The following is a 22597-nucleotide window of genomic DNA, read 5'->3' as shown; positions in this document are numbered from 1 at the left end:
AAAGGGGGAGTTATTAGGTGAAATCATTTTTAAAATCATTCAAAGGGAAGATCATTTCGATTGGACTTGCTGTTGTTGTCGTCTGGAGTGCTGGAGCGGTATTTGCTTCATCACATGCGGGAGAGCAGCTTCGTGCTTGGTACAATGGGTTGTTTAATCAGTCTGTTGCGGAAGTGGAAGCTGATACTGAAGCATATATGGAAAGCAGATTACCGGGGCTGCAAGCTGAATATGACCAACTGAAAGCACAGGCTGGCATTGATATTGATTTAAGCAGAGAGCTTGCAACTGGAGAGACATTGGAAGAAATTATCCGAGCGAAACTTGAACATATCGGAGAAATTGATGCAGAAAAACAGGAGATTCTTGCTGGAATTGGCTTGGAGTTTTATAATGTGTTCCTTGATGGATATTTAGAAATCCAAGGCAATGCGAATGATGCGCTAAACTTTGCAACAGATGATCTCATTGCATTCACAGCAGATAGTGGGAATGCTGCGATTAAACAATTAGCAGCGGATATCCATCAGGCTAAGGACGCAGCAGTTGCAGAGCTGGAAGAAGCGATTCGTCAGGCCCAGGAAACTCTTGCAGCAGAAGTGTCTAAGAACCAAGAAATTACGACTAGAAATCTAATCAATCAAGTGGATTGGGCAATTCGTGATCTTCGTGAAAGTGTTACCGAAGTAGTCACAACGCTCGTTACAAATCAACAAGAGCTTATTACTGTAACAGCCCAGCAACTCGGAGAAGAAGCAAAAACCGCACTTGATGACGTTGTATCGAGTATTAATGAATAAGAAGCAAGTGATCCCACTCGCATTATTTATCATGCTCCTGTTTGGCGGAGGACTTACTGCTACTGTTGCAGATTCCTCCCTCTCAGGAATTCTGACGAGCTGGCTCGATGACAAAACGGAACAGTCGATTGCAGAAATAGATAGCGCAATTAAGGAAGAGCAAGCAATCCAGACAGAACGTCTGAAAGAAGTTCTCGCTGAAGAAATCAAGGAAGTAGAAAAAGAGTGGGAGACATTTATTGAAGCCGAGAAGCAAAAACAGTTGGCAGCCCTAAGGGAGTATATGGATAAGCATATCGCTGAACGAATTGGAGTTACAGAGGTGGACCCAGAGAAGCAAGCAACTGTAGAAAAAGAATTGGAGCGTATTTTTCAAGAAGCAGTCAACGAAATGGAAAATATTATGCTTGAAATTGAAGAAGTGGAGTGAAATGTTTTCATACGCTCCACTTCTTTTGCGTTCCACGAAAGATTCCTATTCCCAGTTCGTTTCAATTGTATTACATAACGATATTATTTAAAATACTTATTAAAGGTAACTAACTTATGTATTCAATTCGTAATTTGTAAATATGTATGAAGCATTTAAGGAGTGGACATTAATGAAAGTGGCATTACTGCAAGGGTCAATCGTCGGCTCAAAGACGAGAACAGCCCTCCAGCATGTGGAGTCGGTATTCAGAGAAAAATATCCGAACATCGAGGTCACTATGCTTGATTTGGCTGATTATGATATCCCGTTTAGCGATGGGAGAAATTATTTGGAGTATACAGGGGATGCTGGCTTTGTAACAAGGACCTTGATGGAGGCTGAAGCGATCGTTGTGGGAACTCCGATTTTCCAAGCTTCGATTCCAGCCACATTGAAGAATATATTTGACCTGCTTCCAGAGCAGGCATTGCAGGATAAAGTTGTTAGCATTATCGTTACAGCAGGCTCGTCGAAGCATTATTTAATCCCGGAAACTCAAATCAAGCCGATTATATCATATATGAAAGGGCAACTCACCCAGTCCTATGTATTTATTGGAGAAAAAGATTTCTACCGGAAAGAAATCATTAATGATGATATCCATTTCCGAATTGAACGTCTGATCGAGGATACGGTTTCATTAACAGATGCGCTGAAAGATATCCGGGAAGCGAAAGAAGCAGAATACGGATTTTAAGTGAAATCGGCTAAAGAGAAACAATCGCACTTTAGCCGATTTCTTTTCTTGCATCGGAAACTTTAAAGTAAAAATGCTGAGGCTTACTTAGATTTCCAGGGCTAGTCATGTCTGCTCTGTGCCTTTGTTTTTAATTCGCTATTTCGTTTGCTTTATCCTAGTAATTTATATTAAAATTTAAATATTGCCGAAAAATAAAATGTGAAAAACATCACTTTATAGATGTGGAATATATACGGAAAAGAGGAATTGCAGTGAATATCGGAATTGATAAGATTGGTTTTTATGCGCCACATTATTATGTGGATATGATTAAGCTTGCTGAAGCAAGAGGGATTGACCCGGATAAGTTTACAATTGGAATTGGCCAGGATGAAATGGCGCTTGCCCCAGTTACACAAGATGCGGTAACACTCGCTGCCAATGCTGCTTTACAGGTTATCGATGAGGAAGATAGGGAGAAAATTGACCTTGTCCTGTTCGGCACGGAATCAGGAATTGATCATTCCAAATCAGCAGCAGTCTATCTCCATCACTTATTAGGCTTGAATCCTTATGCGCGCGCTGTTGAATTAAAGCAAGCTTGCTACAGTGCAACCGCAGGAATTCAAATGGCTAAAGGTCATATTGCTTTAAACCCGGAAAGTAAAGTGTTGGTTATTGGTGCAGATATTGCAAGATACGGTTTAGCTACTCCTGGTGAATCAACACAAGGAGCAGGGGCGGTCGCAATGGTTATTAGCAAGGATCCGAAGTTGCTTGCTTTAGAAAATGAAAGTACATATTTCACGAATGACATTATGGATTTCTGGCGCCCACTTTACTCAGATATAGCTTATGTCGACGGTAAATTCTCCAACGAACAATATATTCACTTTTTCAACACCGTGTGGGAAAAGTATAAAGAGCAAACTGGACGTAGCTTAGAAGACTTTTCAGCTCTCTGTTTTCACGTACCCTATACGAAGATGGGCTTGAAGGCATTACGTACGATTCTTGATGAAGCAACCGAATCAGGTAGTGAACGTTTGAAAGCAAATTATGAGACAAGTATTCAATATAACCGGAAAGTCGGTAATATTTACACAGGTTCCTTGTACTTGAGTTTACTTTCACTCTTAGAGAAGAATGACAGTTTGGAAGGTGGCGAGCGAATTGGATTATATAGTTACGGTTCCGGCGCTGTCGGCGAGTTCTTCACTGGAATTTTGCAACCAAACTATCAAGACCACCTATATGTTCATCAACATGAAGAACTCTTTCATGCACGTAAGGAAGTAAGCATAGAAGAGTATGAGGAGATATTTGAAGAAACTCTTTCAGCAGACGGATCGTCAACCGAGTTTGACCGTGCAAATGATCCCGCTCCAGTATATTTATCCGGTATAGAAGATCACAAACGAATCTATGTAAACCGTATTAAATAAAAAAACTGAGACTCCGTGTCTCAGTTTTTTCACTCTACAAAATGGTAGGTCACTTCATCGAGTTCTTCATTATATTCAACGTGGAAGTTATATCCGCTGAAAAACCAGTCGTCGCTTTTTTCTATAAAATACGTAATACCATCCACTGTTTCTGTAACTAACGGATCATTCGGACGGTCAATATTAATTGCAACGGAGAAATTATCGTGGATTTCAGTTTTTCCATAGACCTTCCCAAAAAATCGGACACTGTCCCCTTTTTCTAAGCCCATTTCCTCAATATACCACTGATGTGCCTTATCTGATACTTGTATTTTCATGATGTATGTACAGAGATATCTCTGTATCCTCCTCTCAAAGGTATGACCTGTCTTTAGTCTATCATATTCCCATTTCTTAAGAAAAGATAACGAATTTAGCCAGAAAGCGCGTTAAGATGGTAGGATATGAGATAGAAATTGACAGGAAGGTTGTTTCGAATGAGTATATGGCTATACCTAAATCTGCTACTATTCATCATTGTTCTTCTTACACTGGATTATAATTACGCGCATCTCCCCATTCATATCATACTCGGACTAGCAGGTCTATTTTTGATCTTATTCAATTGGACAAGGCATGCATTTTTTTCAACTATCCGGAATACTCCTGATCGAAAGAAGAAAATTAAGCTTGCAACTATCTCGAAATGGATTTATCCGTTTCACCGTTGGATTGGTACAACGGCGCTTATTCTCATTATTCTCCATGCGACCATCATTATACACCGGTTTGGTTTCTTATGGACGAATATGAAAATGTGGAGCGGAATTGGTGCAATTATTATTCTTATCTGCATGGTTCTTTCCGGATGGCTGCGATTATATTTTCCAAGTGTGAAGAAGCGACGGGCACATATTACCTTCGGGTTTTTATTATTTTACTTTATCGTCATTCATACTGTTCTTTTTTAAAATACAGTATGATTTCATGAGTTTGTAGGCGTTTACATATGTGCTTTGTTGTTGTAAAATATAGAAAACTCGTAAATTAATTTATAACTCAACATTATTGCACCTAAAAATCAAAACAGATGAATCATATTGAGCTCACGGAATCAACGAAGTATATAACAATTTACGGGTTTTTAATGGGATATCGAGCTGTTTCAGACTGAAAAGTGATATGAAAATAAAACAAAAATCTGTTTATTATTGATGAGGAGGGGTTAAGTTGGGGAAAACGAAACATACTGGTCCGGTAAAATTAACGAAGCGACCAGATCCGAGTCTCTGGGTAAGTAAAGTGCCTTTTGGGCTTGGGAAGGTGAAGCCGCACCATATTCGCGACACGATGAAAGTAGTTTGGGAAAATAAAGATAATCTGCCTTATGCTACAAGGATTCTTACGCAGGGTGTCTGTGATGGCTGCGCACTCGGCGTTTCCGGCCTGCAGGATCAGACGCTGAAAGGCCCACACCTTTGTACGACTCGTCTCAATGTGCTTCGTCTGAACACAATGCCCGCAATTAAGGAGGAAATCTTGCATTCCGATATAGAAGAATTAAAGAAGCTTTCGAGCACCGAACTGAGGAAGCTGGGCCGGATTCCGTATCCGCTCATTCGGGAACCGGGAGACGATCGTTTCAGAAGATTATCCTGGGACGCGGCGCTTGACCGGATTGCGCAAAAAATGCGGTCGCTTGATCCGAAACGATATGGTTTTTATACGACTTCGAGAGGGATTACAAATGAAGTGTATTATACACTAGCAAAGGTTTCCCGTTTTCTCGGTACAAATAATATTGATAATGCATCACGAATCTGCCACTCACCTTCCAAAACAGCCCTCACGAGATCAGTTGGTGTCGGCGCATCGACTTGTAACTATAAAGACTGGATTGGTACAGATGTCCTGCTCTTCTGGGGATCTGTTGCAGCAAACAATCAGCCGGTATCAACGAAATATATGTATGCGGCTAAACGAAAAGGGACAAAAATCATTATCATCAATCCGTACTATGAACCTGCAATGGATGAATACTGGGTGCCATCGATTCCGGAATCTGCTTTATTTGGGACAAAAATTGCGGATGACGTGTATCAAGTGAATATTGGCGGTGATATTGCCTTTATGCATGGCATTATGAAGCATTGGTTTGAAATGGAAGAGAATGTCCCTGGTTCTGCGCTTGACCATGAATTTATTGCGGAACATGTAAACGGTCTGGAAGAACTCAAGCAAAAGGTGGTGGCTTACGATTGGGAAACATTGGAGGCTTCTTCCGGGATTACGAAAGAAAGAATGCTAGAATTAGCCCAACTGCTTGCCAAATCAAAATCCGCCGTATTTGTTTGGTCGATGGGTCTCACTCAACACCGCTTTGGAACGGATAATGTGTCCCAGGTAGCGAATCTTGCTTTACTTCGTGGCTTTTTAGGGAGAGAACATTGTGGGTTAATGCCAATTCGTGGCCATTCCGGTGTACAGGGGTCTGGAGAAATGGGAGCAGATCCGTTTGTCTTGCCTGGTGGCGGGATGGATAAGGACAACCGGGAACGGGTCGAACAGATTTGGGGTTTCCCGATTCCGAAATGGCAAGGTGATATTGTCGGCGTATCCTTGGAAAATGCTTTGCTTCCTGAAAATCATGAACGTCATCTTTCTCTCTATTATTTATCTGGCGGTAATTTCCTGGAAACGATGCCGAATCCGGATTTTGTGGAACGTTGCTTAGCGAATATCGATCTCCGAGTGCACCAGGATATCATCTTCAACACATCTACCTTAGTCGATGCGAAAGAAGCGGTCATTGTTCTTCCAGCCATGACAAGGTATGAGCAAGAAGGAGGAGGAACCTCAACATCGACAGAGCGGATGGTTTATTTTTCACCAGAGATTAAGGGACCACGGATTGAAGAAGCAAGATGTGAGTGGGAAGTTTATGTGGACTTAGCGAAACGCGTTAAGCCGGAAGAGAGCGATTTAATCAATTTCACATCCGCAGCTGAGATTCGAGAAGAAATTGCGAAAGCTGCGCCGAATTATGACGGCATTCAGCATTTGAAGAATCGCGGCGATTTGTTTCAGTGGGGAGGAGCCTGGCTCTGTGAAGACGGAATATGCCCGACACCGGACGGAAGAGGTAATCTAATTGCGGTGGAAATTCCCGAACACCGGAAGCCGGAAGGGCATTTTCATGTAACGACGAGAAGAGGAAAACAATTCAATTCAATGATATATGACGAACTAGATCCATTTAATGCAGCGGACCGGGATGATGTGCTGATGAATGAATTGGATGCAGCAGAACTTGGTGTTGCGGAAGGAGATCCCATTGTTGTCTATAATCAATATGGCATGTATAAAGGGCAAGCGAAGTTCGTAAATATTAAAGCCGGAAATATTGAACTTCATTGGCCAGAGGGGAATGTAGTCATCCCGCAAGGTGTATATGAAGAATTTGCGGGGATACCGGAATATACAACCCTTGTTATTGTGGAAAAGGCTGATAGTTTCTATGCGCATAAAGATATGAAATATAAAGAGAAGCGGATCGAGGAGCTGGAAATGGAGCCAAGCTAAGGAGGGATTCCGATGAGCATTGTCGATGAACCAGGGTGGAAGACGATTAAGATTAAGGGAACCCATCAAGAAAATGTGTCAGAAGCAATAGCGGCAGAATTTCCCTTAACCTTGATGCTGGATGGTCATGAGTTTGCGACGATTGTTTGTTCTCCGGGTCAACTGGAAGATTTAGTCGTCGGATTTCTTGCTTCGGAAGGGGTCATCCGTACAGCTGCTGAAATAAAAGAGATCCAAGTTGATGTGTATACAGGTTTCTCCCATATCGCACTCCATAAACCAGTGCAACCGGATCAATTTGATCACTCCAGCCGTATGATTGGATCTTGTTGCGGGAAAAGCCGCCAGTTTTATTTTAAAAGTGATGCTCGGGTGGCGAAGACGATAACTAGTGAGCTTGAAGTAACAGTTGATCAGTGCATGCGATTGATGAAAGGGTTGATGAATAGCTCGCCTGAATTTGAACGGACTGGAGGCGTCCATAATGCGGCGCTTGCAACACCAACTGATTTATTGTTCACCCGAACAGATATTGGCAGGCATAATGCGCTTGATAAAGTATTTGGGGCCATGCTCCAAGGTAACATTCCTGCAAGGGGAAAACTTGTTGTCTTCAGTGGGAGAGTCTCATCAGAAGTATTACTGAAAATTTCAAAAATGGGAATTGGGATCATTTTGTCCAAATCTGCTGTTACAGATCTTGCTGTGAAACTTGCTGATGAACTTGGGATAACGGTTATTGGATTTTTGCGGGGCGACCGGATGAATATTTATACACGTCCTGACCGTGTGCGCGGGATCGACCCTTATTTGCGGTGTGATTAGTCATGTGCTACCATTTTTGTAATAAGTTGTGATATGAAGGAGGATGTGACTTGATTAAAGTGTTACTATTTGCTGAATTACAGGAAACAACTGGGAAGTCGAATCTGGATATTCCAGTACAAAATATCACTGTCCGGCAATTGAAAGAAAAACTTAAAATAAATTATCCACAGCTGAATTTACATGATGTGATGACGGCTATTAATGAAGAATATGCAAGGGAAGATGACGCGATTACGTCAGGTGATACCGTTGCTTTCATTCCTCCGGTCAGTGGTGGTTAATTTGGCATGGTGATGGGAACTATTGTTGGCGTAATTCTAGCAGGTGGGAAATCACGTAGATTCGGAAGTCCCAAATCGTTCGCAGTGAAAGATAACAAAGCATTTTTCCAGTGGTCTCTTGAGGCGATTACACCAGTTGTTGATGATACGATTCTTATTACAAATCAAGACCTGAAGGGAAAGTTTCCACCAGAATTGGAAGTGGAGATTGTTACCGATATGGAAAAGTTTGCCGGGAAAGGTCCGCTTGCTGGGCTATATACTGCAATGCAAGAGAAAGAAGCTTGTTGGTATGCGGTTATACCAACAGATGTCCCGTTTATGGCAAAGGAAGTTTTCGAGCGATTACTAACGGAAAGAAAGGGAGTACAAGCGGTAATTCCAGTAGTTAATGAAAGACTGCAACCATTGATTGCACTTTATCATCATACACTTAAACAACGAATCAAGACATTGCTCGAAACGGATAGATTGCATATGCGTGCACTGTTAGATAAAGCTGACGTGAAATATGTGCCGTTTTCTGATGAAGAGCCTTTTATTAACATAAATCGGTTAGAGGACTTTAACAGCCATATTCAATGAGGGATCGAGGGATTAGTGATGCATGAAGAGCATAAAACACTTGCGCCGAATTTCATTAATTGCGCAGTGTTAACGATTAGTGACACACGAAATAAGCAAAATGATAAGAGTGGAAAACTGATTATTGATTTATTGAATCATGATAAACATGAGGTTACTTGTTATGAAATTGTACCGGATGATGCGGAAGTCATTAAGGCAACAATGAAATTACTTGTTAAAAATCAGTTGGTAGATGCGATTATACTAAATGGAGGTACTGGAATTGCTGCCAGGGATGTGACGATTGAAGCGGTGCAGCCTCTTTTTGCAAAGGAATTGCCGGGATTTGGCGAACTGTTCCGGATGATTAGTTACGAAGAGGATATTGGAAGTGCAAGTATGTTGTCCCGAGCGACATGCGGATCCATTAATCACCGTCTCGTCTTCATCATACCTGGTTCAACAGGAGCCGTCCGACTAGCGATGGAGAAACTTATCCTACCAGAAATCGCCCATGGTGTTCATGAACTGAAAAAGGATTTAAGCTGAGATTACAAGCGGAGTATCAAGACTTCCGCTTGTAATCTCCGCTTTTTCCACCGCTTTTTTGGAGCAGATAGGTTTCTCCGATTACAATTCCTTTATCGATTGCCTTACACATATCATAGATAGTTAAGGCGGCTGTCGTAACGGCAGTTAATGCTTCCATTTCCACGCCGGTACTGCCGATTGTTTTTACTTCCGCTAGAATAATTAATTCATAGTCTCCTGACTTCGATCGATTCCATTCAAACTGAATAGAAACACCACTGATTGGAATCGGATGACACATTGGAATCAAGTTGGATGTTTGCTTCGTCCCCATGATGCCAGCAACTTCTGCAACCCCAAGGACATCTCCTTTTTTATTCTTCTGTTCCACAATATTTTTATAGATCTCCTGAGACATCTTCACACTAGATCTTGCTGTTGCTGTACGATTGGTTGTCTGCTTTTCTGTTATATCGACCATCCTGGCCCGTCCTTGCTCATCGAAATGCGTAAACTCCTGCATATTCATCCCCCTCTATCTGTTTATTACAGTTTAATGAATTGCGTTCTTGTTGACAAATATCAACGTAACCCAGTGCTAAAGTCTTTCTTTTAAATAAATACTTGAACCATTTCTAAAAAAAGGCTCACCAGCGGCCTGTGGGAAGGCGCGGTCGTGAAAGCCGGAAAGAAGGTTTCCGTTCATGTTTCTTAATTATACCCCAAATAAAATAAGTGATTACGCCTTTTTGTCACTAGTTTTTTAAATATCAAACGAATAGACGTTCGTTTTTCTTTAATTATTTCATCCGTTTGTGGTAAAATAGTTACTAGATATTTAGGGAGGCAGAACTCGTGAATAATAAGTTTGAACTCGTATCGAATTACGAACCGGCTGGTGATCAGCCACAAGCAATCGACGAACTTGTGCAAAAGGTTTTGGCAGGTCAAAGACACCAAACACTACTTGGTGCAACTGGAACAGGGAAAACATTTACCGTATCGAACGTGGTAAAGGAAATCAACCGTCCGACATTAGTAATTGCTCATAATAAAACCTTAGCGGGTCAACTATATAGTGAGTTTAAAGAGTTTTTCCCAAATAACGCAGTAGAATATTTTGTCAGTTATTATGACTATTATCAGCCAGAAGCTTATGTACCATCAACAGACACTTTCATTGAAAAAGATGCAAGTGTGAACGATGAAATAGATAAACTCCGGCACTCCGCAACCTCGGCTCTGTTTGAGCGCGAGGATGTACTTATTGTTGCCAGTGTATCCTGTATTTACGGTCTCGGTAGTCCAGAAGAGTATGGTAGTCAAGTCCTTTCCTTACGAATGGGGATGGAGAAGGACCGTGACCAGTTATTACGGGATCTAGTAGATATACAATATGCAAGAAATGATATCGAATTCCAGCGGGGGACGTTCCGCGTTCGTGGTGATTCGGTGGAAATTATCCCTGCATCCAGGGAAGAACATTGTATCCGGATTGAATTTTTTGGTGATGAAATCGATCGAATTCGTGAGGTGGATGCCCTAACCGGCGAAATTATCGGTGATAGGGAACACGTGGCAATTTTCCCGGCATCTCACTTCGTTACCCGCGAAGATATTATGAAAAAAGCAATTCAGAACATCGAAAAAGAGCTGGAAGAACGTTTGAAAGTATTACGTTCAGAAAATAAACTGCTGGAAGCGCAGCGGATTGAACAGCGGACGAATTATGATCTTGAGATGATGCGTGAGATGGGCTTTTGTTCCGGAATCGAGAACTATTCCCGGCATCTTACATTAAGAGAGGCTGGAGCGACCCCGTATACATTGCTTGATTACTTCCCAGATGACTTTTTAGTCGTTATTGATGAGTCCCATGTTACATTACCGCAAATTCGGGGGATGTATAATGGAGACCAGGCAAGAAAGCAAGTGCTTGTCGATCATGGTTTCCGGCTGCCATCCGCACTTGATAACCGGCCACTTCGTTTTGAAGAATTCGAAGAGAAGACGAACCAGCTCATTTATGTGTCAGCAACACCAGGTCCCTATGAACTGGAGCATACTCCGGAAATGACGGAACAAATTATCCGACCGACGGGATTACTTGATCCGAAAATTGAAGTACGTCCTATCGAAGGGCAAATTGATGACCTGATTGAAGAAATCAATGAACGGACCGAAAGGAATGAACGGGTCCTGGTCACAACACTAACGAAGAAAATGTCAGAGGATTTGACCGACTATTTGAAGGAGCTTGGTATAAAAGTAGCCTACTTACATTCAGAAATTAAAACCCTCGAACGAATCGAAGTTATTCGCGATTTACGGGTTGGAAAATATGATGTTTTGATTGGAATCAACCTACTTCGGGAAGGATTAGATATACCGGAAGTTTCGCTTGTCGTTATTCTGGATGCGGATAAAGAGGGCTTCCTGCGCTCTGAACGTTCCCTTATTCAAACGATCGGCCGTGCTGCCCGTAATGAAAAAGGGGAAGTTATTATGTATGCCGACAAGATTACGGATTCGATGCAGAAGGCAATAGATGAAACAAATCGTAGACGGCAAATCCAGATTGCCTATAATGAAGAACATGGAATTACACCAAAAACAATCAAAAAAGATATTCGCGATGTCATAAAAGCAACGATTGAAGCAGCAGACGAAGAAACAGAAGAGAAGAAAATTACTAGCTTTGCCCAAGTTACGAAGAAGAATCGCCCGCAAGTTATCGAACAACTCGAGAAGGAAATGCGGGAAGCAGCAAAAGCGCTTGATTTTGAAAAAGCAGCAGAGCTTCGTGATATTGTTTTCGAACTTAAAGCGGAAGGATGAGCATGTACATGCCAGAGAAAAAACAAATTGTAGTACAAGGAGCGAGAGAGCATAACTTAAAAGGGATAGATGTGACGATACCGAAAAATAAATTGGTCGTCGTCACAGGTCTATCCGGTTCAGGGAAATCCTCTCTCGCCTTTGATACGATCTATGCAGAAGGACAAAGACGTTATGTTGAGTCATTGTCCGCCTATGCCAGAATGTTTCTAGGTCAAACGAATAAACCGGATGTAGATGTGATTGAAGGCTTATCACCGGCGATTTCAATTGACCAGAAAACGACAAGTAACAACCCGAGATCAACCGTTGCAACTGTAACGGAAATTTATGATTATTTACGATTGTTATATGCGCGAGTAGGACATCCAACATGTCCGATTCACGGCATTGAAATCACTTCACAAACGGTTCAACAGATGGTCGACCGCGTGATGGAGTATCCAGAACGGACGAGAATGCAGATTCTTGCTCCTGTTGTTTCTGGAAGAAAGGGGGAGCATGTCAAGGTATTAGAGAAGCTCCGTCAAGAAGGTTATGTTCGCTTGCGAATTGACGGCGAGATGCGGGAAATCCATGAAGATATTAGTCTTGAGAAGAATAAGAAACATTCGATTGAAGTAGTCATCGACCGAATTGTCGTTAAACCGGACATTGAAGGCCGGCTTGCAGACTCGATTGAAACGGGGCTCCGGTTAGGTGAGGGGCGGATAATTGTTGATGTGATCGGTGAGGAAGAACTCATATTCAGTGAGGATCACTCGTGTCCGATTTGCGGATTTTCCATTGGAGAAATTGAGCCAAGGCTATTCTCTTTTAATAGTCCGTTCGGGGCTTGTCCAACTTGTGATGGACTTGGTACGAAACTTGAAGTTGACCTAGACCTTGTGATCCCTGACTGGGATTTAACACTTGAGGAGCATGCGATTGTACCTTGGAAGCCCATTAGCTCTCAATACTACCCTCAGCTTTTAAAGAGTGTGTGTGACCATTACGGTATACCAATGGATATTCCGGTTAAAGATATCCCGAAAAAACAAATGGACATCATTTTATATGGGAGCGGCAAAGAGAAAATTCGTTTTTATTTCAAAAATGACTTCGGAAAAGTCCGTGACGTGGATATTATCTTTGAAGGTGTGATGAATAACATCAACCGCCGATACCATGAAACGTCATCTGACTTTACAAGAGAGACATTGGAGAAATATATGGCGGTAAACAATTGTAAGACTTGTAAAGGACACCGCCTGAAAAAAGAAGCGTTATCTGTTCTCATTGACGGTAAACATATTAGCAAGATCACCGAGTATTCTGTTGTGGACGCAATGGATTTCATTAAAAATCTGAAGCTCTCTGAAAAAGAACAACAGATTGCTAAACTCGTCCTTAAAGAAATTGAGAATCGGCTAAGCTTTTTAAATAATGTCGGGCTGGATTATTTAACACTTTCCCGTTCAGCAGGAACACTTTCCGGCGGAGAAGCACAGCGAATCCGTCTCGCAACTCAGATCGGTTCCGCTTTAACAGGTGTTCTTTATGTGTTGGACGAACCATCTATTGGCTTGCATCAGCGTGATAATGATAAGTTGATTGAATCATTGAAAAAAATGCGTGACCTTGATAATACGTTAATTGTCGTTGAGCATGATGAAGATACAATGCTTGCAGCGGATTGGCTCATCGATATTGGTCCAGGTGCAGGTGAACATGGCGGTAAGATTATCGCAAGTGATACTCCGGAAAATGTGATGAATGATGATGAATCCCTAACTGGCAGATATTTGGCTGGTAAAGAATTCATTCCGTTACCGGCAACAAGGCGGAAACCGGATGATCGTTATATAGAAGTCATTGGGGCCGAAGAAAATAACTTGAAAAAAGTAAACGCGAAAATTCCAATCGGATTATTCAATGTAGTGACAGGTGTTTCAGGGTCAGGCAAAAGTACCCTCGTAAATGAAATAATCTATAAAGCCTTGTCCACAAAGCTTTACCGTGCTCGTTTACGGAAACCGGGTAAGCATAAAGAAATTAAAGGCATCGAATATCTAGATAAAATCATTGAAATCGATCAGTCACCGATTGGTAGAACCCCGCGTTCAAATCCGGCAACCTATACGGGTGTATTCGATGATATCCGTGATGTATTTGCCCAGACGAACGAAGCGAAAATCCGTGGTTATAAAAAAGGACGGTTCAGCTTTAATGTAAAAGGCGGCCGTTGCGAAGCATGTAAGGGTGACGGGATTATTAAAATTGAAATGCATTTTCTCCCGGATGTTTACGTCCCGTGCGAGGTCTGTCATGGACAGCGTTATAACCGGGAGACGCTAGAAGTGAAATATAAAGGTAAAAGTATTGCTGATGTTTTGGATATGCGGGTAGAGGAAGCACGTGAATTCTTCAGCGCAATTCCTAAAATTAAGCGTAAAATCGAGACAATCTATGACGTCGGTCTTGGTTATATAAGACTGGGTCAACCTGCAACGACTTTATCTGGCGGGGAAGCTCAACGCGTGAAGCTTGCAAGTGAACTCCATAAACGTTCAAACGGGAAATCCTTGTATATTCTGGACGAACCGACAACAGGTCTCCACACAGATGACATTAAACGATTATTGACGGTGCTTCATCGCCTTGTTGAAAATGGTGATACTGTACTAATCATCGAACATAATCTCGATGTCATTAAAACTGCCGACCATATTATCGACTTAGGTCCTGAAGGTGGAGCAGGTGGCGGGAAGGTTATTGCGACTGGAACACCTGAGGACATCGCCCGGAAATCGGATAAATCCTACACAGGAAAATACTTGAAACCCATCCTGGAACGTGACCGGAAACGGATGGATGAAAGAATGAAGGAAAAAGAAACATTAAGCAATTAATCAATTACAAACACCCCAGACACCTAGCTTACAGCAGTTTTGGGGTGTTTTTATATCCTAAACACTACACACTTTCATTCAGCGTAAGTGTTTTGCTTGTTCATTTAATTTGGCGCTCTAATCGCCGTTCAGTTTCCCGGAGGACGGATGCGCATCCTAGGGCTCCGCGCTGAGCCTCGACGCACAGGATGTGCTAATGCAGACGTTGCCACATACGAGAGCGTTCTTAGTCTGCCTCGGAAGAAAAGCACTTCCTGCGGGGTCTCATCGTCTCCGCTTTCCCGCAGGAGTCACCGTCCTCCGGGAAACTGAACTGGTAGGGATGATTATTATGAATGGAAACTATCACCCTAAGATCAGCGTTCTATTCCTAAAATGAAAAATAGTGTTCCAAATTTGGCTTTCCCCTCGGAGCAGTCCAGACACCTCGAGACTCCTGCAGGAGGAAAGGCATAGGTGAGACCCCGCAGGGCGCCAGCCAGAGGAGGCTCACCAGCCGCCTGCGGAAAGCGAGAGGTGTCTGGACTGCGAACCTCCAGATGAAAGTTGCACACACTTACGCTGAATGAAAGTAATGTTAATTGTTATTTATCACGCATTAACGGTCTGTAATACCCCGCCTCTAAACAGGAGGGAAGCCCAACATGTGTAGGTGGGGGATATACAGTCGTAAATACCTGATTCTGTTCAACTATCATTCAGTGGGGGTAAGGAATGCCCCATTGAATGGAGTTTCACTTTATCAGGCCGTAATTTTTGACGTCAACCTTTAGATTATGTACATTTAAACTAGAGTTATGTAGGAGGATAATGGAATGGAACCTATTAATGTATCAAAAGTTCAAGCATGTTTGGATGACTACATAAACAAATCTGTTTATCTCCATCTTGAAACAACTAACGGTGCTTACGCGAGTCATATAAATGAAAAAGCGTATAACGTTGGAGCTTTCATCCGAAATGCTGAAGTGAAATTTACAAATGCTAAAATCGTTGAAAATAACAGTGTATACCGAGTAGGTCTCAAATTGGAAATCGGTTGGGTTTATGCTGAAGGCTTAACGGATTGGACGGTAACGGAAGAAGGGCAATTATTGCTCGCTGGCCATGATAGGGAAGGTAGGTTAATGGTGGCACTGCAAATTAGTGAACAGCCATTTACAAATTAAAGTGTAAGATTGTTTTTAAACGGAATGATAAGAAAATAGGTGATAGAAATGGGAAAACATAAACATGTTGTCGTCATTTATCCGCATCCAGATGACGAATCATTTGGTGCAGCGGGTACAATAAGCCAATACCGAAAACAAGGTGTTCCTGTGACATACTTATGCGGAACATTAGGTGAAATGGGGAGGAATATGGGAAATCCCCCAATCGCGAACAGGGAAACATTACCGCAAATTAGAAGGGAAGAATTACTGGAAGCTGCGAAGGTCTTGGATATGGAAGTAAAGATGCTCGGGTTTAGGGATAAGACGCTTGAGTTTGAAGACCTGACGATGGTTGCGACTCATCTTAAAGAATATCTCGATCAAATAAAACCGTCTCTAGTTATCACGCATTATCCGGATTATGCGGTTCACCCGGATCATAATGCACTTGGAGCAGCTGCGATTGAAGCGGTTCGTATGATGGATAAGAGTGAGCGTCCAGTCGTATGGGCACAAGCAATTAGTAGGAATTTCGAGGATATGCTCGGAAGTCCTGACGTGAAGAATGATGTTCGTGCGGAAATCGATACGAAGCTGAAGGCGATTTATGCTCATAAGACCCAAGCTGCAGGGGTTTTATCACAATTTATGCAACCAGGTTTTAGTGAGGAAGAATTTAAAAAAGAAGTAGCAAACAATTTCTCGACCGAGCAATTTTATATATGGAAGTATAATGATTAAATGCAATTCCTGCGAAACTTTTCTTCGTGCTTATCCGTATAACAGGTAAGTATTGTTATGCTTAGGAGGGAATTTTATGAAAAAACTTTATCGTTCATCTGATAACCGCTATGTGGCAGGAGTATTTGGAGGTTTATCTGATTACTTAAACGTTGATGCCACTGTATTGCGGGTCATCTTCGTTATATTGCTCATCCCGAGTTTTACCACGGTTGCATTAATTTATTTAGTTGCAGCACTGATTATCCCTAAAGATATGGAGATTTACTAATGATGCGCTTTCTGATATCCCTAGCACTCAACACAGTCGCTCTATTAATAGTGAATGAAATCTTTGCTTCTTTCTATATTGAAGGAATAGGTACAGCGATATTAGCAAGTATCATTCTAGCTATATTGAATGTGCTCTTGAAGCCGATTCTGATCATCCTGACCTTACCAATCACAATCTTGACAATGGGATTGTTCCTGCTCGTCATTAATGCCATCACACTAATGGCGACCCAGGCATTGATGGGATCTTCCTTTGTCATCGATGGCTTTGGCACTGCCTTTATCGCATCCATCATTATCTCGCTCATCACCCTTGTGCTCGGTGGTTTGGTGAAAGAATAAACGTCAATCAAAATCGTAGGCCACCCGCCTACGATTTTTCGCGGCATTATGCTACAATAAAGTGAAACTTCTATAAGTTAACATTAAAAATATTGAATGGAACATTATATTTAAGCATGGATAAAATCTGAACAAACTACTTGCCTACTTCGCAATTATATGGAGACTCCTATGGGGGCGACTAGAGTATGTTTACGTTCTGTAACCAACGGTGGAACTAGACATTCTGTTCGTCGGACGGCCTAAGTGAGCCCTCTCAAGGAGATAGCCTGTGGCAGACTATTACATACGTACTGTGGAAACGCCAGCATTAGCATGTCTTGTGTCAAGGCTCACTTAGCTGTCAGCTGTCCACGGGAAGCACTGTATATTCCTAGAGCGATGGTTAATACAGTTTCACGACTTGTTCAGATTTCCATCTTATATGGAGGGAAGATAATGGTGAGGGTTTGTACAAAAGATCTGCTTGATAACTTTACATTAACATTAGTAGCTGGAGCCCAAGGAATCAACCGAGAGATCATTACGAGTGATATATCACGACCGGGAATAGAAATGACAGGGTATTTTAATTTTTATCCAAAAGAGAGACTACAATTAATTGGACGTACCGAGATGGCTTATTTTCTAGAACTATCCGATGAAGAAAAACGCGACCGGGCAATCAAACTTTGCGAAGATATCACACCAGGAATCGTTGTTTCACGTGGCATGGATATCCCAGAAATATTGATTGAAGTTGCGAATGAAGCGGGTGTCCCGATTCTGCGTTCACCCCGGAAAACAACCCGGGTATTAAGTCGGTTAACGAACTACTTGGAAGGGAAATTCGCGCCGACTACTTCAATGCATGGTGTACTCGTTGATATTTATGGTGTAGGCGTGTTGATTACTGGGCAAAGCGGTGTTGGAAAGAGTGAAACAGCACTGGAGCTTGTGAAACGTGGTCATCGCCTTGTTGCGGACGACAGTGTGGAAATTTACCAAGAAGATTATGACAGCCTTGTTGGCAGCTCACCTGAAATCCTTGAACATATGCTGGAAATCCGTGGATTAGGGATTATTGATGTCATGACTTTATTTGGTGCGGGAGCAGTACGGACGAAAAAACGTATCTCTGTCGCTATTCATCTTGAAAACTGGGATGACACGAAGCAGTATGACCGTCTTGGACTTGATGAAGATACATTGCAAATTATGGACGTCAAACTGCCGAAAGCAACGATACCGGTACGACCTGGGAGAAACTTAGCTGTTATTATTGAAGTAGCAGCGATGAACTTCCGGCTCAAACTCATGGGAATAAACACCGCCGAACAATTTTCCGAGCGGTTAACAGATATCATTCAAAGTGAAAAAAACATGTTGGAATAGGGGGGGTGTTTTTTTGATTTATACGGTAGAGCCATTAAACCGAGTTATGCTTGAATTGGGGCCTTTTACCGTTTATTGGTACGGCGTCATTATTGCCTTTGGAGCATTACTTGGAATTTATTTAGCAATGAGAGAAGCGGAGAGGCTCGGTTGGAATAAAGATACGATTATTGATTTTGTCGTATATGCCATTCCAATCGCAATTATAACTGCACGGATTTTTTACGTTACCTTTGAATGGGAACGGTATTCTGGCGGTCCGTTTTGGAAGGTGTTTGCGATTTGGGAAGGTGGAATTGCGATTCATGGCGCGGTCCTTGGCGGGGTTCTGACAGCAATCGTATATACGAGAGTGAAAAAGTTGTCATTTTGGAAGCTTGCCGATATTATCGCACCAAGCTTGATTCTTGGACAAGCAATTGGTCGCTGGGGAAATTTCATGAACCAGGAAGCCCATGGAGGACCTGTTTCAGAAGCAGCCTATAATAACTTTCTCCAATACTTACCAGATTTTATTATGAATCAGATGACGATTGGAGGCGTCATGTACCACCCGACGTTCCTTTATGAATCCATCTGGAATATTCTTGTATTTATTTTCTTGCTTCTACTTCGGAAATATAACCCGACGCGCGGTTTAATATTTTTAAACTATCTCATATTTTATTCTGTTGGACGCTTCTTTATTGAAGGTTTACGAACGGATAGTTTATATATTGTTGAAGGTTTGCGGACTGCACAAGTTGTTTCAGTGACATTAATCGTGCTAGGGATCATCTTGATCATCTATCGCCGTAAAACGGTAACAACAAGATATCTTGATATGCCTGAGCCGAAGAAAGACCGAAAGAAAAAGAAGAAAAAGCGTTAAGCTCTAGAAGGAAATATGTGAAATCCAGAAAGGAACTAAAAGCATGGACACGCGGACAATACTCTTTGATTTGGATGGAACGCTCATTGATACGAATCAGTTGATTGTTGCATCTTTTAAACATACTTTTGAACATTTTAAATTAGACTTTACGGATGAGGAAATTATTGAATTTAATGGTCCACCACTCGTGGAGACATTTAAGAAAATCGATCCAGTCCGGTCAGATGAGATGGTAGCAACGTACAGGGCCCATAATTACCTGTATCATGACCAGTATGTAACAGCATTTCCGAATGTGCTGGAAACACTTCAGGTATTGAAGAAGAATAATATTAAAATGGGAATCGTCACGACAAAGATTAGACAAGGTGTAGAGATGGGCTTGAAGAAAACAGGCTTGACTGGATTTTTTGATTCTATTGTTACGTTAGATAAAGTGACACATGCAAAACCACATCCAGAACCGGTTCTTAAAGCGATGGAGGAGCTGGGGGGAGAGAGTAAGTCTACAATTATGGTTGGAGATAATTCCCATGATATTGAATCAGGCCACAATGCCGGTGTAAGGACCGCGGCTGTCAGCTGGTCGCAAAAGGGAAGGGACCGATTACTTACATATGAGCCGACATATATGCTCGAAAATATGGCAGATCTTCTTCAAATAGTAGGTGTGTAACCGATGCGTAAGACGAAAGCATATCCTGTGAAAGATTCCAATTCCCTGTGGCAGATTTATAAAACGGTCCCGTTTCTTAAAGTTGTTAAAAACTTTATTATTATCCAACTTGCCCGCTATACACCGTTTCTCGCGATGAAAAATTGGTTATATCGAACTTTTTTAAGAATGGAAGTTGGGGAGGAGACCGCATTTGCTTTGATGGTCATGCCCGATATTATGTTTCCAGAAAAAATCAAAGTAGGCAGGAATAGTATTATCGGTTATAACACGACGATTCTTGCTCATGAATATTTGATTAATGAATACCGTCTTGGGGAAGTAGCAATAGGAGATGAAGTGCTGATCGGTGCGAATTCAACCATCCTGCCAGGAATTACGATTGGCGATGGTGCTACGGTGTCCGCTGGAACACTCGTCCATAAAAATGTTCCAGCAGGCGCATTTGTTGGTGGAAACCCGATGCGAATCATATATACGAAAGAAGAAATGGATGAACGGAAAAAACAGGAAAAAACACAACTAGAATAAATATATTCGTATCGTGAAATAATGGAATGACTGAAAAGTTCAGTCTAGCTTTAGGCGAAAGCGGGACATGTATATGTGCCGCTTTTTTGGTGCAGGGGGGGAATTACCTCTGACAGAAACAACAATAAAATGTGATGAGTTTCACAAAAAAGTCATTAAAACAGTCAGACGTAGCTTTTTTTCTAGTAATGTAAATCGTACGCACATTAAGCTAAAAGTAAAGGGGAAACTTTCATAGATCATTTCCTTTATATCCTTCTGGAGAATTGTAATTTCGGGAAAAGATTATGTTCCTATTTAAACTGAAATTTCTCACCCTAGAGGCTGAAGCTCTATTTTTAAAAGATAAGTATAAGATTTTGTTGGGATTTGTTTGGAAAAAGAATAAATTCCGGGCATTAGTTGAACTTATAAATGAACTTATAAATGAAACAAAACAAACTATACTCCAAGTGACATTCCCATCTGCCGAACTGGATTGGTGTATTTTAAATCGATTAAATGCATCACATGTGATAACCTATATGGCAGCCACCGTTGTTTGGTTGTTTCCGAGAAAACGAATTTTGCTTAAAGTAGGGCAACATAGGGATGTTGCAATTACCTACCTTTAGGTACTGTTCCAAGTTCGCCTATAAAAGGAAATGTGTTATACTAAAAACATATGTCAATTTTAGGAGCAGGCTAATGAATAAACAGCGTAAAAAAGCAAATAAGTTTCTTCCGTTTATTCCGGAGGCGGAATTTTACTTCTCAAAAGGAGTTAAAGCATTCCAGAAGCAGAGATTTGACCAATCTGTAAGGTGGTTAACGAAAGCGATCGATTCAGATCCAACGAATCCTTTATATAAATGCCAGCTTTCCGTTGTATATACAGAAACAGGGAAGTATCACAGGGCAAATCAATTATTAAATCATGTATTACAGAACAATGATTATGTAGATTGTTATTATTTACTTGCGAATAACTATGCACATCTTGGGCTTCTCAATGATTCCATGAAATATGCGAAAACGTATTTAGAGAAGGAACCGGAGGGGGAGTTCGGTGAAGAAGCGGAGATGCTGATGGAGCTCATCGAATTCGAACTGGAAGATGAAGAATTGGATGATTGGTTATTGGAAGAGGAAGACGACTTGCTGAAGTATCAGGAGACAGTCTTCTATATGATGGAAAATGAGGAATGGCAGAAAGCAATCCCGCACATTCATGAGATGCTCCTCTTATTTCCGGATCATCTTGTTGTGAGACATGATTATGCGCAAGCCTTGTTCTATACCGGAGAAGAGCAGAAGGCAATTGATCTGGAAATGAAGATTTTTAAAGAAGTGGGCAATTCCTTGCATAGTATGATTAATCTTGCGCTGTTCTACTATGAAGCAGAGCAGCATGAAGCATATGAGAAAATCATAAATGAATTGATCCATGTCTATCCGCTACATGCGGATCAACAGATTAAGCTTGCGGTGACGATGGCAAAAACAGGGAACTATGACGTAGCTTATCGACGATTTACAAGAATTAATCGGGGTATGGCACGTGGGCATTTATCTTTTTATAAATGGTTCAGCATCACTTGTTACCATATAGGGAAAAAAGAGCTTGCCTTCGACTTATGGGAAGATGGCTGCTTGAAGCATCGAGCTCTTCAAGATCACGTAGCACCCTGGCAGGAGTCATGAGCAGATAAATAGACGGAAAACCGTAGATTATTATAAACTCAACATAAGAACAA

At 41.6% G+C, this 22597-nt stretch carries 24 protein-coding genes; 22 read left to right on the top strand and 2 right to left on the bottom strand.

What is annotated here, in order from left to right; translation table 11 throughout:
- The first annotated feature begins 17 nt into the window (after positions 1–17).
- From SPD53_RS05055 to SPD53_RS05040, 4 genes are all read left to right on the top strand, one after another.
- A complete protein-coding gene (locus SPD53_RS05055; RefSeq protein ID WP_336251814.1) occupies positions 18–800 on the top strand; it encodes a hypothetical protein in 783 nt (260 codons plus the stop codon).
- Entirely contained in the window at positions 793–1230 is a 438-nt protein-coding gene (locus SPD53_RS05050) for a hypothetical protein (RefSeq protein WP_336251813.1), read from the top strand. The genes SPD53_RS05055 and SPD53_RS05050 overlap by 8 nt, the downstream gene beginning before the upstream one ends.
- A 172-nt stretch (positions 1231–1402) precedes the next feature.
- Positions 1403–1969: an NADPH-dependent FMN reductase gene (locus tag SPD53_RS05045; protein ID WP_336251812.1), complete on the top strand. Its 567-nt coding sequence runs from the start codon at positions 1403–1405 to the stop codon at positions 1967–1969.
- A gap of 254 nt (positions 1970–2223) precedes the next feature.
- Positions 2224–3396, top strand: coding sequence for a hydroxymethylglutaryl-CoA synthase (locus tag SPD53_RS05040; protein ID WP_336251811.1), 1173 nt, complete (start codon positions 2224–2226; stop codon positions 3394–3396).
- Positions 3397–3425: 29 nt separating this feature from the next.
- Here the strand turns inward: SPD53_RS05040 and SPD53_RS05035 are convergent, their stop codons facing one another.
- Positions 3426–3716 carry a HesB/YadR/YfhF family protein gene (locus SPD53_RS05035; RefSeq protein ID WP_156855712.1) on the bottom strand — a complete coding sequence of 97 codons (291 nt, stop codon included), beginning with the start codon at positions 3714–3716 and terminating at the stop codon, positions 3426–3428.
- A 159-nt stretch (positions 3717–3875) separates the two neighbouring features.
- Here SPD53_RS05035 and SPD53_RS05030 point away from each other — a divergent pair, with 159 nt between their 5' ends.
- The 6 genes from SPD53_RS05030 to SPD53_RS05005 all read left to right on the top strand — a co-directional run bounded on the left by SPD53_RS05030 (position 3876) and on the right by SPD53_RS05005 (position 9185).
- Positions 3876–4349, top strand: coding sequence for a hypothetical protein (locus SPD53_RS05030; RefSeq protein ID WP_336251810.1), 474 nt, complete (start codon positions 3876–3878; stop codon positions 4347–4349).
- A gap of 259 nt (positions 4350–4608) precedes the next feature.
- Entirely contained in the window at positions 4609–6960 is a 2352-nt protein-coding gene (locus SPD53_RS05025; protein WP_188858674.1) for an FdhF/YdeP family oxidoreductase, read from the top strand.
- A 12-nt stretch (positions 6961–6972) separates the two neighbouring features.
- Positions 6973–7785 (top strand): formate dehydrogenase accessory sulfurtransferase FdhD, encoded by an 813-nt coding sequence (gene fdhD / locus SPD53_RS05020; protein WP_156855715.1) that lies wholly within the window; start codon positions 6973–6975, stop codon positions 7783–7785.
- Positions 7786–7835: 50 nt separating this feature from the next.
- Positions 7836–8069 (top strand): molybdopterin converting factor subunit 1, encoded by a 234-nt coding sequence (gene moaD / locus SPD53_RS05015; RefSeq protein ID WP_336251809.1) that lies wholly within the window; start codon positions 7836–7838, stop codon positions 8067–8069.
- A gap of 12 nt (positions 8070–8081) precedes the next feature.
- The gene (locus SPD53_RS05010) at positions 8082–8654 is read left to right on the top strand and encodes a molybdenum cofactor guanylyltransferase (RefSeq protein ID WP_336251808.1); all 573 of its coding nucleotides are present in this window, start codon (positions 8082–8084) and stop codon (positions 8652–8654) included.
- An 18-nt stretch (positions 8655–8672) separates the two neighbouring features.
- A complete protein-coding gene (locus tag SPD53_RS05005) occupies positions 8673–9185 on the top strand; it encodes a MogA/MoaB family molybdenum cofactor biosynthesis protein (protein ID WP_442946166.1) in 513 nt (170 codons plus the stop codon).
- 16 nt (positions 9186–9201) lie between these two features.
- Here SPD53_RS05005 and moaC read toward each other — a convergent pair whose 3' ends face one another.
- Positions 9202–9690 (bottom strand): cyclic pyranopterin monophosphate synthase MoaC, encoded by a 489-nt coding sequence (gene moaC, locus SPD53_RS05000; protein ID WP_336251806.1) that lies wholly within the window; start codon positions 9688–9690, stop codon positions 9202–9204.
- Positions 9691–10022: 332 nt separating this feature from the next.
- Between moaC and uvrB the strand changes: the two genes are divergently transcribed.
- The 12 genes from uvrB to SPD53_RS04940 all read left to right on the top strand — a co-directional run bounded on the left by uvrB (position 10023) and on the right by SPD53_RS04940 (position 22544).
- Entirely contained in the window at positions 10023–12005 is a 1983-nt protein-coding gene (gene uvrB / locus SPD53_RS04995) for an excinuclease ABC subunit UvrB (protein WP_188858687.1), read from the top strand.
- 8 nt (positions 12006–12013) lie between these two features.
- On the top strand, positions 12014–14896 hold the full coding sequence (uvrA, locus tag SPD53_RS04990; RefSeq protein WP_156855721.1) for an excinuclease ABC subunit UvrA: 2883 nt from the start codon (positions 12014–12016) through the stop codon (positions 14894–14896).
- An 815-nt stretch (positions 14897–15711) separates the two neighbouring features.
- A complete protein-coding gene (locus tag SPD53_RS04985; RefSeq protein ID WP_156855722.1) occupies positions 15712–16065 on the top strand; it encodes a YojF family protein in 354 nt (117 codons plus the stop codon).
- Between the two features lie 48 nt (positions 16066–16113).
- Positions 16114–16791: a bacillithiol biosynthesis deacetylase BshB2 gene (bshB2, locus tag SPD53_RS04980; protein WP_336251805.1), complete on the top strand. Its 678-nt coding sequence runs from the start codon at positions 16114–16116 to the stop codon at positions 16789–16791.
- Positions 16792–16867: 76 nt separating this feature from the next.
- On the top strand, positions 16868–17062 hold the full coding sequence (locus tag SPD53_RS04975) for a PspC domain-containing protein (RefSeq protein ID WP_156855724.1): 195 nt from the start codon (positions 16868–16870) through the stop codon (positions 17060–17062).
- Positions 17063–17064: 2 nt separating this feature from the next.
- On the top strand, positions 17065–17406 hold the full coding sequence (locus SPD53_RS04970) for a phage holin family protein (protein ID WP_198042603.1): 342 nt from the start codon (positions 17065–17067) through the stop codon (positions 17404–17406).
- Positions 17407–17844: 438 nt separating this feature from the next.
- Positions 17845–18780, top strand: a complete 936-nt coding sequence (gene hprK, locus SPD53_RS04965) for an HPr(Ser) kinase/phosphatase (RefSeq protein WP_198042601.1) — start codon at positions 17845–17847, stop codon at positions 18778–18780.
- A gap of 46 nt (positions 18781–18826) precedes the next feature.
- The gene (gene lgt / locus SPD53_RS04960; RefSeq protein WP_442946167.1) at positions 18827–19651 is read left to right on the top strand and encodes a prolipoprotein diacylglyceryl transferase; all 825 of its coding nucleotides are present in this window, start codon (positions 18827–18829) and stop codon (positions 19649–19651) included.
- A gap of 43 nt (positions 19652–19694) precedes the next feature.
- On the top strand, positions 19695–20330 hold the full coding sequence (gene ppaX, locus SPD53_RS04955; protein WP_156855727.1) for a pyrophosphatase PpaX: 636 nt from the start codon (positions 19695–19697) through the stop codon (positions 20328–20330).
- Between the two features lie 3 nt (positions 20331–20333).
- Positions 20334–20861: an acyltransferase gene (locus tag SPD53_RS04950; protein WP_156855728.1), complete on the top strand. Its 528-nt coding sequence runs from the start codon at positions 20334–20336 to the stop codon at positions 20859–20861.
- 287 nt (positions 20862–21148) lie between these two features.
- On the top strand, positions 21149–21475 hold the full coding sequence (locus SPD53_RS04945) for a hypothetical protein (RefSeq protein WP_336251803.1): 327 nt from the start codon (positions 21149–21151) through the stop codon (positions 21473–21475).
- Positions 21476–21548: 73 nt separating this feature from the next.
- Entirely contained in the window at positions 21549–22544 is a 996-nt protein-coding gene (locus tag SPD53_RS04940) for a tetratricopeptide repeat protein (RefSeq protein ID WP_336251802.1), read from the top strand.
- Positions 22545–22597: the final 53 nt, after the last annotated feature.

This window comes from Oceanobacillus sp. MO10714A (genome assembly GCF_037072045.1).
GTDB lineage: Bacteria > Bacillota > Bacilli > Bacillales > Amphibacillaceae > Oceanobacillus > Oceanobacillus indicireducens.
The sequence above is the reverse complement of the archived record's forward strand: the minus strand, read 5'-3'. Positions and strand labels throughout refer to the sequence as shown.

Coding starts and splice junctions, on each gene's coding strand:
- SPD53_RS05050 (WP_336251813.1), top strand. CDS start 793: ATGAATAAGAAGCAAGTGATCCCACTCGCATTATTTATCATGCTCCTG.
- SPD53_RS05045 (WP_336251812.1), top strand. CDS start 1,403: ATGAAAGTGGCATTACTGCAAGGGTCAATCGTCGGCTCAAAGACGAGA.
- SPD53_RS05035 (WP_156855712.1), bottom strand. CDS start 3,716: ATGAAAATACAAGTATCAGATAAGGCACATCAGTGGTATATTGAGGAA.
- SPD53_RS05030 (WP_336251810.1), top strand. CDS start 3,876: ATGAGTATATGGCTATACCTAAATCTGCTACTATTCATCATTGTTCTT.
- fdhD (WP_156855715.1), top strand. CDS start 6,973: ATGAGCATTGTCGATGAACCAGGGTGGAAGACGATTAAGATTAAGGGA.
- SPD53_RS05010 (WP_336251808.1), top strand. CDS start 8,082: ATGGGAACTATTGTTGGCGTAATTCTAGCAGGTGGGAAATCACGTAGA.
- SPD53_RS05005 (WP_442946166.1), top strand. CDS start 8,673: ATGCATGAAGAGCATAAAACACTTGCGCCGAATTTCATTAATTGCGCA.
- moaC (WP_336251806.1), bottom strand. CDS start 9,690: ATGCAGGAGTTTACGCATTTCGATGAGCAAGGACGGGCCAGGATGGTC.
- uvrA (WP_156855721.1), top strand. CDS start 12,014: ATGCCAGAGAAAAAACAAATTGTAGTACAAGGAGCGAGAGAGCATAAC.
- SPD53_RS04985 (WP_156855722.1), top strand. CDS start 15,712: ATGGAACCTATTAATGTATCAAAAGTTCAAGCATGTTTGGATGACTAC.
- bshB2 (WP_336251805.1), top strand. CDS start 16,114: ATGGGAAAACATAAACATGTTGTCGTCATTTATCCGCATCCAGATGAC.
- SPD53_RS04975 (WP_156855724.1), top strand. CDS start 16,868: ATGAAAAAACTTTATCGTTCATCTGATAACCGCTATGTGGCAGGAGTA.
- SPD53_RS04970 (WP_198042603.1), top strand. CDS start 17,065: ATGCGCTTTCTGATATCCCTAGCACTCAACACAGTCGCTCTATTAATA.
- hprK (WP_198042601.1), top strand. CDS start 17,845: ATGGTGAGGGTTTGTACAAAAGATCTGCTTGATAACTTTACATTAACA.
- lgt (WP_442946167.1), top strand. CDS start 18,827: ATGCTTGAATTGGGGCCTTTTACCGTTTATTGGTACGGCGTCATTATT.
- ppaX (WP_156855727.1), top strand. CDS start 19,695: ATGGACACGCGGACAATACTCTTTGATTTGGATGGAACGCTCATTGAT.
- SPD53_RS04950 (WP_156855728.1), top strand. CDS start 20,334: ATGCGTAAGACGAAAGCATATCCTGTGAAAGATTCCAATTCCCTGTGG.
- SPD53_RS04945 (WP_336251803.1), top strand. CDS start 21,149: ATGTTCCTATTTAAACTGAAATTTCTCACCCTAGAGGCTGAAGCTCTA.
- SPD53_RS04940 (WP_336251802.1), top strand. CDS start 21,549: ATGAATAAACAGCGTAAAAAAGCAAATAAGTTTCTTCCGTTTATTCCG.